Here is a 13,543-nt window from a genome sequence, read left to right as displayed (position 1 = left end):
ATATTATCATTGACTCTCCTCTTAAGGGAGACCTTATGATCATAATAAGATATTTGCAATAAAATACAAAATTCACTTATATACAAGGGAGTTTCGAAACATGAATACAGTAACATACAGAAGTCTAGTTAAAGAAGATTATGAATCTGTCAAAGCTTTGATTGGTGAAGCATTTGGCTTCAATGAAATGATTGAGGATAAAAAATTTTTAGATTCCATATTAAACATCTATCTACAGAGTTGTATTTTAGGGAGCTCATTTAGCAAAGTAGCAGAAAAAGACAATAAAATTATTGGTGTTATTTTGGGGGATTCAAAAAAAGACAAAAAACGTTTAAAGAAAGCTCATAATACTTTAAGTTTTGCCTACACCATGCTGAAAGTATTCATGACTAATAAAGAGAATAAAAAATTCATAAAAGAATCCTCAAAGGTTGAAGACACATATAAAGAACTTATAGAAGGAAAGGAAGATGATTTTCAAGGTTGTATACAGTTATTTATTGTATCAGGGGAATCTAGAGGTCTTGGGGTTGGAAAGGCTCTAATGAATCATTTGTCTAATTATATGAAAAGTACGAATGTGAAATCTTTATATCTATATACAGATAATAAATGTAACTATGGATTTTATGATAATCAAAACTTTGAACGTATAAATGAAAAAGAAATTTATTTTGATTCAATGAAAACAAAACTTAATGTATTTTTATACTGTTATGATTTTTAACTGTTGGTAAAAACCGTATCACTTATTCGGGGTACGGTTTACCATAACTCATTTAAATGAAATTTCCTCTGAAACAAATTGCTTTTTTACAATTCCAGCCTATTTCATTCATTTCCTGTTAGAAATTCGTCTATACCGACCTACATTAAATTCATATTATATATGACAAACAATATTTGATGATTTAAAAAGGAGGCAGTGAATTGTCTTTTAAAAAATTTGTCGATGCATTACCAATTCCTCCTGTCTTAAAAGCAGAAGGTAACCATGATGGAGTACCATTCTATGAAGTAACAATGAAGCAAGTCAAACAAAAATTACATCGGGATTTGCCGCCAACTACTGTCTGGGGCTATAACGGTATGTACCCGGGTCCTACATTCGAAGCAGAAAGAAATCACCCTATTCTTGTAAAATGGAAAAATAAATTGCCCTTTGAACACCTGCTTCCTGTCGACCAAACTGTTCATGGTGCGGAATCATCCATACCTTCTGTTAGGACGGTTGTCCATTTACATGGAGGCCGTGTTCGTCCAGAAAGTGACGGATATCCTGATGCATGGTTCACAAGAGATTTTAAAAATGTTGGGCCGAAATTCGTGACTGAAGTCTACTATTATCCAAACTGTCAACGCCCTACAACACTTTGGTATCATGATCACGCCCTTGGAATTACTCGTTTGAACGTTTATGCAGGTCTTGCGGGCTTCTATCTTCTCAGAGATGAAGAAGAGAAGAAGTTGAATCTTCCGAGTGGAAACTTTGAAATCCCGCTGGTCATCCAAGATCGTTCGTTCTATGCCAATGGTGAACTCTTTTATCCATCCCAACCAGGAAATATGCCGCCTCCAGCCCCACAGCCACCTCCACCAATCGATCCTACATTACCAAATCCGTCAGTGGTCCCTGAATTTTTCGGTAACACAATTTTAGTCAACGGAAAAGTATGGCCTTATCTTGAGGTTGAGCCGCGGAAATACCGGTTCCGCATCCTAAATGGCTCCAATTCTCGTTTTTATCGTATGAAGCTGAGCTCTGGGCAAAATTTTGTCCAAATTGGTACGGATGGAGGACTTTTGGAAAAACCAGTCCTAGTATCCGAAATCATCCTTGCACCTGCGGAACGTGCCGATGTCATTGTCGATTTTTCAAACCATAATGGTCAGAGTATTATTTTAACAAATGACGCACCAACCCCGTTCCCTGACGGCGAAAGTCCTTCTGAAGATCTGAGACAGATTATGCAATTTCGCGTCAAACAAACATACTGCAAACATGACAAAAGTAAAATTCCAGAGAAGTTGAGTTGCTTGGAACAGTTGAATCCCCAGGATGCTGTAATCACACGAAAAAACACTTTACTTGAAGCTATCGATAGTTTTGGACGCCCTATGCCATTATTAAATAACATGGAGTGGAATCAGCCTATTACAGAAACCCCGTATAATGGAACTATAGAGATTTGGGAGCTGTACAATACGACACCAGACACTCACCCGATTCATTTGCACCTTGTCAATTTTCAAATTTTGAATCGTGCTGTATTTACTGGCGATCCAAATGGTTCTGACCTCAAAGTCGGACCGCCCATACCACCCGATCCAAACGAGAGAGGATGGAAAGATACTGTTCGTGCTAATCCCGGAGAAGTGACCCGGATTATCGCACGCTTTGGTCCATTTACAGGAACTTACCCGTGGCACTGTCATATTCTTGAACACGAAGATTACGATATGATGAGACCATACGAGGTGCTAGCTAACCCTAGCTTTAACCCATGCGAACGAGATCCTGAACAATGTAGCGATAACGCCTTTTCTCAATGTTTTGGCTGCTATCAACAACGGAAAAATAAAAAAGAAGAGAAATCATAATTCCATGATTTCTCTTCTCTTTTTCATTCAGTTGATATCTTTATCATAAAACTATTCAAAGTTCCTTATACATCTTGAAATATAGAGCTTGTTCAAAAAACGTATTTTTGAACAAGCTCTTTCTAATTAAGCAAATACTCGCTTAACCTCTTTTGCAATTTCATTTATTAAATCTTCCGCTTGCGGATACAAACCAATTTTATCCATAAATGCATGGTCTGTACCGTTGTACTGAATAAGCTTCGTAGGTACGCCGCTTCGTGCAAGTTTTGCTGCGTAAGCTTCGCACTCTACTTTTAAATAATCAAATTCAGCAGTTGCAATTAGTGTCTGCGGCATATTACTTAATTGATCTGAAAGGAGCGGAGAAACGTGAGGATCAGTAATTTCCGCTTTACTTTGCAAGTAAAGCCTGAAAAATAACTCACCGCTTTCAGCCAACCCTTTAATCATTGGAATGATGAGCTCAGAATAGTTACGAATCTCATATTGGTCGAGGCTCCAGTTGAAATCTTCAGTTTGGACGCCGGCCATATTCACTGTTGGGTAAATAAGCGCTTGTAGCTTAATCATCTCTGTTCCCTTTTCAATATCCATGAGCGCGCACACCGTAGCTAAATTCCCACCCGCACTGTCTTCCAGATACGGCAATTTGCTGTGGGTTCACACGAATTTCTTCAGCGTGCTCATACACCCATGTTACGGATTCGAAACAATCTGTCAGTCCTGCTGGATATGGATGTTCAGGCGCTAAACGGTAATCAACGGAAATCACAACAGCGCCTGCTTTTTCTGCCAATGCTTTACACGGATTTCCCACGACATCCACACTGCCGCCTATGAAACCTCCACCGTACCGCGCAGCACAAAAATAATCTCTACGCTGTTATGCCAATGACTCGGTACATAATTGACACTGTTCAATGAAACATCAAAAGGCAGACTATCATTCGTCTCAACCAACTCGTATACAGCATTTCGCATGAAGCTTTCCTCCTTTTAGAACGGTACTCTTATCTGTTTTTTGGAATGGAATTTTCTTTTCCATTAGGCTCTGATTTGTAGTATAATCCCTTAAAATCACAATAATGATAGATTTATTGGGTATATCCGTTTTTTTAGTATTATACCAGTTTCACGTGCAAGTGATTCTAAAATTGAAAGTGAAAATGTACTCTTTAATTCCTAACCTAATAGCTGTAATTCTTCTGTAAGACTCATTGAGGACATAAAAACAGCCACCCTTTCATGGATACTCCATGAAAGGGTGGCTGTTTTCCTTGAAATTTATACACAATCTTAACTTGCTAGCTATAGCGTCACCCGCTTCTTTTTCAACCCATCTCTGCATCACACCACGTAAATACTACATCTAGAAGCCGATTACCAATACACACGTGTCTGTTCCACTTACCGAAAAGCTGAAACAAGCTGTTGTTTACATGCAAGAATGCCTTTCGGTATCCATCCAACCATCCCATCTTTTTTGACTAAGCTATAACCCGTACAGCTATCATCAACTACAGAAACAATATCCCCTTTTTTTACGCTTAATTGCGCACAAGGCACGTCTGTTTTAGCAGTGAAAAGCCCTCTTTGATTTTGTTTGAGATATTCATTCTTAACATGTAGGAATCGATTTGTTTCTAATTGTCTACATAAAGTGAAATTTTCGTTTCTTTCAACTGGAAAGATATCATATAGAGGATAATGAATAGAACCAATCATTGTAGATTCTGCGTTAAAATCTTCTAACACCACGTAATTTGGAAAATGATCAAGGTATGTATACGAAAACATATCTTTAGCAGGTGATCGATGAATGATAAACGCATTTAATTGTCCCGTTGGTTTGATTACATTCCCACCATCGATTGCAATGATTTTTTTGTCTTGATCAATAATTGGATTATGAACAGATACATCTGAGGAATAATTCACAACGGGCCAATGTCCGACGATCACATATTTATTCGTTTGGTGCGATTTATCTAAAAATGCTGGAAGTGTTATTGCAGTATCTCGAGCCGTATCTTTCCAATTATCGATATCTTCTAACCCACCATGTACAAAAATATAATCTTCTGCTTCGATCGCTGTCGGTAACTCTGTAAGCCACTTTATTTCTTTTGAAAAATGAGTAATTAATATTTCTTTTACTTCTTGAATATGTGTTTCTTCGTTAACAGCATAACCTAAATACGCAAGCCATTCATTTAATATAGAATGTTTTCTCGTACATAAATAATGGATTAACTTAGGATTCTCATGTAGTAGCTCTTCAACTAACGTATCACAATTCCCTTCTATAATATGAACATTAGGATGATGAGCCGAAAGTTTCATCAAGTAGCTGACAACACCTTTACTGTTACTACCTTTTTCACACAAATCACCATTTATAATTAAATAATCTTTTTCACTATAATTTACCTTTTCTAGTAACCCTTTCAAAAGCTCTAATTCTCCGTGAATATCAGAAATAACAATTACTCTTGCATAGTTTGGAATTGATAATCCTTTTATTTTGTCCAATGGGGATGCTCCTTTTTCATACGATAGATTCATTGCGCTGTAGAAATCTTTCGACAAAATTCCACTAACCCCCTTTTGGTAACTCGCTAACTTTTAGAAGAACGTGTTGCTTTATGTATGATTGACAATTTGAAATAAAGTCAAAATGTTCTAACATTTATTTAGAAGCTGTCCCAAAAGTCCGTTTTTAACGACCTTTTAAGACAACTTCTTTTTTAATTCAGCATGGAAAACATAATCTTCTCTAGTTCAGCCTTATTTAAAACATCATCAATAATTACAACTTGGTAGGCACTGTCTTTTCCTTTTGCAGGAACAATCATCTTCATGCCCTTTACATTGCTTCCCGTCATTTTAGCAAGCGTGAATTTTGCTCCTTCTCGTTCATAATTTTCGATCTTATCGTTATCATTAATCCAAAAGTAAAATGGATCCCTTCCTTTTTCTAAAACGGCGGATTGATAAATTGTATAGCCAAACTCCCCGGCTCTATATTCTGAGTTAATGATAGGATTCAGCTTTTTTGTTGTAATTACTGTTTCAACTTTTTCCCTCTTTAGTTCATAACCTTTCGCTACATAAGTTGGTTTCTTGATTGGAAAATCAAATGAAGTAAATGTGAAATGCGAATAAATTTTTCCCCATAATGGTTCAATAGCTTTGCTATTCTCCTCTAATTTTTTTTGATCGTCTGGTTCTAAATTTTCATGTGTCCCTACTGATCTTATCTTCTTGTCTATGATATACTCCTCTGGTTGCAATTTGATTAATTGGTCAAATTCTTCTTTTGTTAACAGATTCCGTGCCACTTCCATTTCTTCAAGTATATATTCATATCGACCCTCTGAAACATGAAATTCTGCAAATGCCTGTTCTTTTGTACCAATCATCTTTTCTACAATTTGCTGAATAGGAACTTTAGTTTGTGTTTTTGCTTCTTTGATATTATTTTTCACTTCCGTTTGTTCTTTCTGCGGGTTAGCTGGCACATCTGCACGTGCATTTAATAAAGATACAGATGATACAGCAATAATAGCAACAACTCCAAGTGCAGACCAACGATATGATTTCTTTTGAAATTTTTTAATCATACGAATTCTCCTTTTCAACGTTCTTTTATTTCGACTTAAATTCGCTAAACTAGGCACTTGATAATAACTTGAGTAATGTTCTAGAAGAGTAATAATTGTATGACCATATGCAATTTGTTCCTCGGAATCTATAAATGTCAGAGCGAATGCATCACATGCCATTTCTTGATCTTCCCGCATGCACGAGTAGGCATACCAAAGAATCGGGTTAAACCAATTTAGAATGAGTAAGCCATGCATTAGCCAATTTACCCCAACATCTCTTCGTTTAATATGAGCCAATTCATGATGAAAAATATATCGTAGTTGCTGCTCATCTAGTATTTTCATATGTACACTTGACAATAACACCCTAGGGCGAAAAAAACCGAACACTGTTGGACTTGAAATTTTCCCAGCTGAAAGTAGTGGAATATTCTGCTGAAGGGACATCGATTTTTTACAATTGTCAAAGATTGTGACAATCCGTTCATCTGTAATAACAGGCTGGTTCTTTATATAGAGACGTAAACGCCTATTCATGATCATAGTTGCAAGCCCTAAAACGATAACCCCAGCTAGCCATATGTATAAAAGGATTGTATAAAATGAAAATGTCACATCACTTTTATTTTCATTACGATGCGTTTGTTGCTTATTTTCCTCAGCTACTTGTGTGTAACTAGGTGCATAAGTATTTTCGTTTGTGACCATCTTTGTATCATCTATAGCTGCCTTCTCTTGCACAGGTTCTTTTTGATGAAAGATAACCGAAGTGTCATTACTGTATGAAAGGATAGAGTAAATACTGTAGGAGCTGTCTGGCGACCATGGTAATAGAAGTCTTACAATTAATATCATCCATAACAAATACTTCCACCTTGGTGTTAACTTGTTTCTAAATAAGATTTTGATACATAAAATGAGACCAACTACTATACTTGCCATAATGGATGTTTCTATCACCCAATCAAAAAAGTGGGGTAGATAGATGTTTACAAACATATCTATCATCATGATCTACCCTTCCTCTGATTTTCTTCTGTTTTCTCATCCAAAATACGTTTCAGTTCATTAATATCTTCTGAAGATAGTTTTTCTTCTTTTAAGAAATTCACAAGTAGAGGTTTAAGTGCCACACCATAGAAACGTTTGAGGAAAGATTTTGTTTCTACTTGTAGATAGTTATCTTGTGACACTAACGGATAATACGCATACATACGTCCTTTTTCTTGATGATAAGAAAGGGCTTCTTTTTGAACTAATCGATTTATCAGCGTTCGAATGGTTTTTGGCTTCCAATCCATTGTTTTCTCTAACTCTTCGATTACTTCATTCGCCGTTTGAGGAGATTTGGACCAAAGAACTTTCATCACTTCTAATTCAGCTTCCGATATTTTAGGTAATTCTTTCATTGTTTACAATTCCACCCCTTATATTACATTTGTAATCTATAAGTAGATATTACAAATGTAATCTCTGGTTGTCAACCATATTTTGGATTTCTAACTACATTCTGGACACTACATAACTATCAATCTAAGAAGATAAAAGGGTATAAAAAAATGGCTTCGATGCAATATCGAAACCACCTTTTAAGTATCTTTTTATAAAACTGTCCAGTTTATAGGGATAGTTCATTCATTTATATACGCACAGCCGTACCACTTACAGCAACCATTAACATGCCGTCACGAACAACCTCGTAGTCTACATCAATGCCAACAATTGCATTTGCTCCTTTTTGCTTCGCAAGTTGTTTCATTTCTTCCATTGCAATATCACGAGCTTCTTTTAATTTACTTTCATATGCACCAGCACGGCCACCTACAACATCACGAACGGAAGCGAATAAATCACGAACAATATTTGCACCCATAATTGCTTCACCATTTACAATATCCACATACTCAATAATTTCTTTTCCTTGAATTCCAGAAGTTGTTGTTACAATCATTACTGACACTCTCCTATCATTTATTGGCGTTTCTTATACCTTTATTATTACATTAAAAAAATAAATGAACTATCTAATAATCTTACAGAAAGATGACATCTTTGTAAGATTTATAAAAAAAACAGAATCACTTTATGGACTCTGTTCTAATCGTTTCGCTTATTTTTTTCTATTAAACGCTCGCTCTATTTTTTCTAATCTCAATTGTACGTAAGCTATATAGAAGCACCCCTAGCCCTAGAATTTTTTCATTCTTAGACGCATTGGAACCTAATGTAATAGTAGGCACATTTAGTCCCATAAACCTTTCACTCCATTCTATAGGCATATACCCTTGCTTACCGATTGCTAATGTACGTCCATCTGTTGTACGAAGAGTACTTTGAATAAAATCAAACTCTACTTCTACATCGGACAATTTTGTTACTTTATCAGTCATTAAAGAACCACGTATCGCCGCAAATCCTTGTATCATCTTCTCTTTAAACATACCAATTTGGTTATAATTCGAATCATAGATTACCCAATCATACCCGTCAGCTTCAGTATGAAAATATGCAAGAATTTCCCCGCTACTCGCTTCTAATCCATAAACATCTTTATTACTTAAAAAAGGTATCACTGAAAAAAGAATGTTAGATGAAATGATCTTTGTTCCAGCAACATATCCCCCATCAGGATGATATAAACCAAATTGTTTATTCTGTTTAGGCAATTCTAATACAACAAACGTATCGACATCCCAAAACGTTACATTACTTTTCACCGCATTCTTTTGTATCAAATTCCCTTTTCGTAACTGCCAAAATCCAATTCCGAAAAAAACAGAAGAAACGATTACAATAAAAATAACTTCTCCCCAATTCACCATTCCCCAAGTTCCATATACACACCATAGTGCAAATAGAAAAATACAGGTTCCAATAAAAAGTTTAAACTTCCCTTTTCGCTTATAATAATCAAATAATTCCATATCTACGTCTCTACCCCTTATTTGTATTTCCCAACTATTAATGTATCAAAAACAAATTAGATCCTCTAGAAAAAAATAGATTCGTTGCGATATTGAAACCATCTTCTAAGTATATAATTTTAAGGCTCTTTCTATAAAACTGCCACTCGCAGTGAAATAGCTCATTCATTTCATTCCCGTACCTTCAGTACCATCAGAACAAATCAAAAAACAAAGTTAAACGGATGCATAAGTTGTTTGAAATAAAACAAGGTAATATCCAGTAGCTTTATTACAAAACTCTACTGATACATGTTCTATCTACATTGCTTTATCGTCAAAATCATGCCCTAAAAGCGTCACAACATATGAAGAAATGAGTACATCTCCACCGAAAATAAGTGCTTTTTTGGTAATCTCATAGCCTACACTTTCGTAAACTTTTCGTCTAATCCAAAAAGGCGAGTTCCCCCACCCAGTCCAATTGATAAAATATCAGGCATCCTAAATTTAGTATTTACACCCAATGTTTACGGCTAAAGAAGACTGTCTTGGAAATCCTCTTGTTCATACACCAAGGTCACTCGCTTTCCCTCCAGCATCAAGTACAATGACCTTCTTTAATCCCGATAAATGGTTTGAACCGCTTGATTTCGAAGGTCATAACAGAAGTCCTTCCCATCATCCTCTTCTTCATGTAACGCAAGCCACTGAAATTCGTAATCTTGATTAATGAAGATGTGGTCCGCAATATCGTTCATCTTCATTTTGAGTGACAAATACACCTAGTGCAAATTATAATGAATTTTTGAAAGCGTATTAATTTACGCGAAAAAGTAAGCTACAATAGAAAAAGAAAATAAACTACTATAAAACGAGAAGAAATAGAATTTATCGTCACGAATTTGAAAAACTATAGGGGTATAAGAAAATGAACAATAAACTTCATGAACTCAATAAACAAAAAAAACCACTATTCGTCATTGTGTATGACCAATTGTATAAATTAATTACGGATGGAACCTTTCCTCTAGGCAGCCAACTTCCAACAGAACCCGAATTGGCCAAAATATTTGGTGTGAGCAGAATGACATTAAGACATGCTTTGGCACTTTTACAAGAAGATGGATTGGTTAAAAATATTCATGGAAAAGGAAATTTCATTACAAGATTTCATCATAATGAAAGTAGCGATGGCTTAGAGAAGCTGGGGAATCCTTTATATAAATGCTATACGGAAAAAATAGATGATATCGAACTTAATTTCCGAATTGACCTAGTAACGGACTATGCAATGCAAGTATTAAATCAACAAATGACTGCAGTGGTTGCGTTGGAACGCTGGTATAAAAATCACGATAAGATAGTAGCTTTTGCTTTTACTATGATGCCAATAGAAGCCGTTTCCAAATTGAACCTTGACTTACATAACGAGAAGCAAGTATTGGAAATGTTGGAGGAGAAAGTATATGAACTGGCTAACTCCTCTACCATTGAAATTAAACGTTCTAATTCCGCCAATACTCCGTCATTAAAATACCAAATTTTCCACGGGGAGGAATTTGATTTAATTTTAGAAAGTGTATATATCAGCGACAAATACCCTGTGGTTTATAATAAATACTATATACCAATAGAATTTAGTCAAATTAGGATTAAAACATCTAAATAACCGAATGAACAATCCATTATCTCTTAGAAATTTCCATTTGTGGAGAGCTATTGGCTTCTTTTAACTTCTCCAAATGCGGTATGAAACAACGTGTATTTGTCGGAATTTAGTGAAGAGAGTATCCTACAATACACTGATTTTCTGTTCCTACTTGCACATTATATCCAGCTTTCAGTTGACTGTTTTTCATGGGGTCTTCTTTCATTCTCATAAACGTGGCATCTGGATCTGTCTTCGAGAAGCTATTACGATCACCGAAAGTCTCTTGATGTGACTCATATTTTTGTAGTCGTGATAAATAGTCTTCTTTCAGTTTCTTATGTATTTTTCGTTTCTCTTGATACACTTTCTTTTTCTCTTTTTTTGCTCCCTTATCTTGTTCCTGTTCTACTTCCGTTTTCACTTGTTCCACCATGTCATGGATCACTCTTACCACATAATCTTCTGGGATTAAATTGCTATAGTCCATTGGTAGAATTAACCGACCCATGTTATTAATGAATGAAAATAGCTGAATGGTTACTCATAAAGTGAAACTTTAATCAGTGGGGGCTTTCTTCATCCCCCACTGATTATTAGTTGAGCCAATCGGGCTTTTACGGGCAGTTGATCTCCCATCTAACTGCTTTGCTTTCACCGAATTTTGAGGTGGGAGTATTACTGCACGTTAATGCGGGATAAAAAAATCGTCTCCTATTTCTTGTTTGTGTGGTTACTTACAATTATAATGGGGGCGATTTTTTTGTAACAAAAAAGACAAATTCCAAAAGAAAGATGGGTTGTGAGCAAAGGAAAGGTATGATATCCTTTTCATTGTTCAGATGCATACAAGTTTTTAGACAACTATACAATATTGTATATCCCAAAGAGTCGTCATGAAAGCGCAATCAAAAAGTAAGATGTTTTTGGTTGTTCATGAAAATGCTTCCTTGTAAGCATCATAAGAAGGAAAGGCATGATATCCTTTTCAATATTCAAGTGCATACAAGTTTTTAAATAACCAAACAATATTATATAGTTCAAGGAGTTATTATGCATCATCATGAAAGCGTAATCAAAAGATAAGATGTTTTTGGTTGTTCATGAAAACGTTTCCTTTTTAAACACTATAAGAAGGAACGAACAAAAATCGGTACAACTGTGCACAAGAAAGCCTCGCATATGAAACAAAAGGTGTAGAAATTACCGAAACCATCCTTTACAAAAGGATCAATTGGTAGTTAAAGGCCAGACAATCATGACTCAGGAAGACAATTCCCTGAATAACAAGAAAAGAGGAATATAGCTATGTCTACAATTAATGAAGATGTGAGCATGAAGAAAACTCAGAAATATAGTGCTAAGAAAGCAGTACCTGTTACCTTACTGTTATTTCTATTATGTTTAGTAATTGACAATTCGTTTAAGATTATTTCTGTTGATATGGCAAAAGATTTTCACATTTCAGCGACAACAGTTAGCTGGCAAGCAACATTAGCTGGTCTTGTGATTGGAATTGGAGCAGTCGTTTACGCAGCTTTAGCGGATTCTATTAGTTTTAGAAAACTTTTTAGCGCTGGGATTATTTTAATCTGTGTCGGTTCCGTCATGGGATATATTTTTCAACATTCGTTTTTACTAGTTGTTATTTCACGTATTATCCAAACTGCTGGTTTAGCATCAGCTGAAACATTATATGTAATATTTGTCACAAAGCATTTACCTGCAGATGAACAAAAGAAATTTTTAGGATTAAGTACAAGTAGTTTTGCTCTTTCACAGCTTATCGGTGCATTAACTGGAGGTTATGTTTCAACATATTTCCATTGGACAACTCTATTTTTAATTTCTTTAGTAACACTTTTCACTCTTCCTTTTATTTTAAAATACATTCCTAAGGAAGAGGCGAAAAACAGTCATGTAGATGTATTAGGATTATTCCTAGTGGGAGCCATTTCAGCATCTCTACTACTATATATTACAGATTTCAATTGGCTTTACCTAGTCTTGTTTATTGTTGCAATTGCCTTGTTCCTTACTTATATTAGTAAGAATTCAAAAGCTTTTATCGGAATCTCATTCTTCCAAAATAAGCAGTTTATCTCATTGCTTGGCGTTGCATTTATCATTTACTCTGTACAGCTAGCATATATTTTCCTATTCCCATTCTTGCTTGAAAAGATTTACGGTTTGCAGCTAGATGCAATTTCACTATTATTAATTCCAGGATATATCGCAGCAACTATCGTTGGAGCTCTTTCAGGAAAAGTTGCAAAGGTTATGGGAAGCAAGCAATGTATTACGCTCGCTATGTGCAGCATTATAATCAGCTTACTATTAGGCGGATTCTTTATCAAAACTTCTGTTGTTGTATTCGTAATCTCTATGGTTCTATTCTCTAGTTCATTTGCATTCATGTATGCACCATTACTTGACTCTTGCATTTGTACAATTGATAAAGAAAAAACAGGAACAGCAATCGGATTTTATAACTTAACACTAAATGTCGCAATGTCAATCGGAATTGCCTACACAGCAGCGATGATGGACCATTCCGCAATGAAAAAAAGTTTCTTCGGAATGACAAACAATGTGGATGCTTCCATGTTTAGTAACATCCTATTCATTCTCGTACTCGTTACCCTTTTCAGTTTATCTCTGTACTGGGTATTAGTAGGACGAAAAGCGACAAAATAGATTTATAAAGGTTCTGTTGCAAAGTTACCCAAAACATAGAGAATCTAGGGTTGCATCGTTAAATGGTTATGCAACCC

At 35.5% G+C, this 13,543-nt stretch carries 13 protein-coding genes and 1 pseudogene; 4 read left to right on the top strand and 10 right to left on the bottom strand.

The window, feature by feature from the left end:
- The first annotated feature begins 100 nt into the window (after window positions 1-100).
- Both BPMYX0001_RS04550 and BPMYX0001_RS04545 read left to right on the top strand, forming a co-directional pair.
- Window positions 101-730, top strand: coding sequence for a GNAT family N-acetyltransferase (locus BPMYX0001_RS04550; RefSeq protein ID WP_006093808.1), 630 nt, complete (start codon window positions 101-103; stop codon window positions 728-730).
- Between the two features lie 203 nt (window positions 731-933).
- Window positions 934-2,604, top strand: a complete 1,671-nt coding sequence (locus tag BPMYX0001_RS04545) for a multicopper oxidase family protein (RefSeq protein WP_006093807.1) — start codon at window positions 934-936, stop codon at window positions 2,602-2,604.
- A gap of 126 nt (window positions 2,605-2,730) precedes the next feature.
- Here BPMYX0001_RS04545 and BPMYX0001_RS30235 read toward each other — a convergent pair whose 3' ends face one another.
- From BPMYX0001_RS30235 to BPMYX0001_RS04510, 9 genes are all read right to left on the bottom strand, one after another.
- The gene (locus BPMYX0001_RS30235) at window positions 2,731-3,201 is read right to left on the bottom strand and encodes an alpha/beta hydrolase fold domain-containing protein (RefSeq protein WP_078211715.1); all 471 of its coding nucleotides are present in this window, start codon (window positions 3,199-3,201) and stop codon (window positions 2,731-2,733) included.
- Window positions 3,191-3,433, bottom strand: coding sequence for an alpha/beta hydrolase fold domain-containing protein (locus tag BPMYX0001_RS34485; protein WP_240516961.1), 243 nt, complete (start codon window positions 3,431-3,433; stop codon window positions 3,191-3,193). The genes BPMYX0001_RS30235 and BPMYX0001_RS34485 overlap by 11 nt, the downstream gene beginning before the upstream one ends.
- A gap of 8 nt (window positions 3,434-3,441) precedes the next feature.
- A complete protein-coding gene (locus BPMYX0001_RS32615; RefSeq protein ID WP_157753613.1) occupies window positions 3,442-3,588 on the bottom strand; it encodes a cupin domain-containing protein in 147 nt (48 codons plus the stop codon).
- A 426-nt stretch (window positions 3,589-4,014) separates the two neighbouring features.
- Window positions 4,015-5,139: a metallophosphoesterase gene (locus tag BPMYX0001_RS04535; protein WP_033799624.1), complete on the bottom strand. Its 1,125-nt coding sequence runs from the start codon at window positions 5,137-5,139 to the stop codon at window positions 4,015-4,017.
- Between the two features lie 215 nt (window positions 5,140-5,354).
- On the bottom strand, window positions 5,355-7,223 hold the full coding sequence (locus BPMYX0001_RS04530; protein ID WP_033799623.1) for a beta-lactam sensor/signal transducer: 1,869 nt from the start codon (window positions 7,221-7,223) through the stop codon (window positions 5,355-5,357).
- On the bottom strand, window positions 7,223-7,624 hold the full coding sequence (locus BPMYX0001_RS04525; RefSeq protein ID WP_006093802.1) for a BlaI/MecI/CopY family transcriptional regulator: 402 nt from the start codon (window positions 7,622-7,624) through the stop codon (window positions 7,223-7,225). Before BPMYX0001_RS04525 ends, BPMYX0001_RS04530 begins: the two co-directional genes overlap by 1 nt.
- Before the next feature lie 230 nt (window positions 7,625-7,854).
- On the bottom strand, window positions 7,855-8,166 hold the full coding sequence (locus BPMYX0001_RS04520) for a heavy metal-binding domain-containing protein (protein ID WP_006093801.1): 312 nt from the start codon (window positions 8,164-8,166) through the stop codon (window positions 7,855-7,857).
- A gap of 172 nt (window positions 8,167-8,338) precedes the next feature.
- Window positions 8,339-9,139: a hypothetical protein gene (locus BPMYX0001_RS32225; RefSeq protein ID WP_006093800.1), complete on the bottom strand. Its 801-nt coding sequence runs from the start codon at window positions 9,137-9,139 to the stop codon at window positions 8,339-8,341.
- A gap of 599 nt (window positions 9,140-9,738) precedes the next feature.
- Window positions 9,739-9,885: a hypothetical protein gene (locus tag BPMYX0001_RS04510; RefSeq protein WP_018782901.1), complete on the bottom strand. Its 147-nt coding sequence runs from the start codon at window positions 9,883-9,885 to the stop codon at window positions 9,739-9,741.
- A gap of 164 nt (window positions 9,886-10,049) precedes the next feature.
- On the opposite strand from BPMYX0001_RS04510, the gene BPMYX0001_RS04505 reads away from it, so the two are divergent.
- The gene (locus tag BPMYX0001_RS04505; protein WP_006093798.1) at window positions 10,050-10,790 is read left to right on the top strand and encodes a GntR family transcriptional regulator; all 741 of its coding nucleotides are present in this window, start codon (window positions 10,050-10,052) and stop codon (window positions 10,788-10,790) included.
- Window positions 10,791-10,899: 109 nt separating this feature from the next.
- Here the strand turns inward: BPMYX0001_RS04505 and BPMYX0001_RS33805 are convergent.
- Window positions 10,900-11,112: pseudogene (locus tag BPMYX0001_RS33805) on the bottom strand (IS5/IS1182 family transposase); the annotation flags it as partial.
- Between the two features lie 965 nt (window positions 11,113-12,077).
- Here BPMYX0001_RS33805 and BPMYX0001_RS04495 point away from each other — a divergent pair.
- Window positions 12,078-13,466 carry an MFS transporter gene (locus BPMYX0001_RS04495; protein ID WP_006093796.1) on the top strand — a complete coding sequence of 463 codons (1,389 nt, stop codon included), beginning with the start codon at window positions 12,078-12,080 and terminating at the stop codon, window positions 13,464-13,466.
- Window positions 13,467-13,543 lie beyond the last annotated feature (77 nt).

This window comes from Bacillus pseudomycoides DSM 12442 (genome assembly GCF_000161455.1).
Lineage (GTDB): Bacteria > Bacillota > Bacilli > Bacillales > Bacillaceae_G > Bacillus_A > Bacillus_A pseudomycoides.
Note: the sequence above shows the minus strand (reverse complement) of the source record. Positions and strands in the feature narration are given on the sequence as shown.

Bases quoted from the DNA above. Each gene is read 5' to 3' on its own strand.
- BPMYX0001_RS04550 (WP_006093808.1), top strand. From the start codon at position 101: ATGAATACAGTAACATACAGAAGTCTAGTTAAAGAAGATTATGAATCT.
- BPMYX0001_RS30235 (WP_078211715.1), bottom strand. From the start codon at position 3,201: ATGGATATTGAAAAGGGAACAGAGATGATTAAGCTACAAGCGCTTATT.
- BPMYX0001_RS32615 (WP_157753613.1), bottom strand. From the start codon at position 3,588: ATGCGAAATGCTGTATACGAGTTGGTTGAGACGAATGATAGTCTGCCT.
- BPMYX0001_RS04530 (WP_033799623.1), bottom strand. From the start codon at position 7,223: ATGATAGATATGTTTGTAAACATCTATCTACCCCACTTTTTTGATTGG.
- BPMYX0001_RS04525 (WP_006093802.1), bottom strand. From the start codon at position 7,624: ATGAAAGAATTACCTAAAATATCGGAAGCTGAATTAGAAGTGATGAAA.
- BPMYX0001_RS04520 (WP_006093801.1), bottom strand. From the start codon at position 8,166: ATGATTGTAACAACAACTTCTGGAATTCAAGGAAAAGAAATTATTGAG.
- BPMYX0001_RS32225 (WP_006093800.1), bottom strand. From the start codon at position 9,139: ATGGAATTATTTGATTATTATAAGCGAAAAGGGAAGTTTAAACTTTTT.
- BPMYX0001_RS04510 (WP_018782901.1), bottom strand. From the start codon at position 9,885: ATGAAGATGAACGATATTGCGGACCACATCTTCATTAATCAAGATTAC.
- BPMYX0001_RS04505 (WP_006093798.1), top strand. From the start codon at position 10,050: ATGAACAATAAACTTCATGAACTCAATAAACAAAAAAAACCACTATTC.
- BPMYX0001_RS04495 (WP_006093796.1), top strand. From the start codon at position 12,078: ATGTCTACAATTAATGAAGATGTGAGCATGAAGAAAACTCAGAAATAT.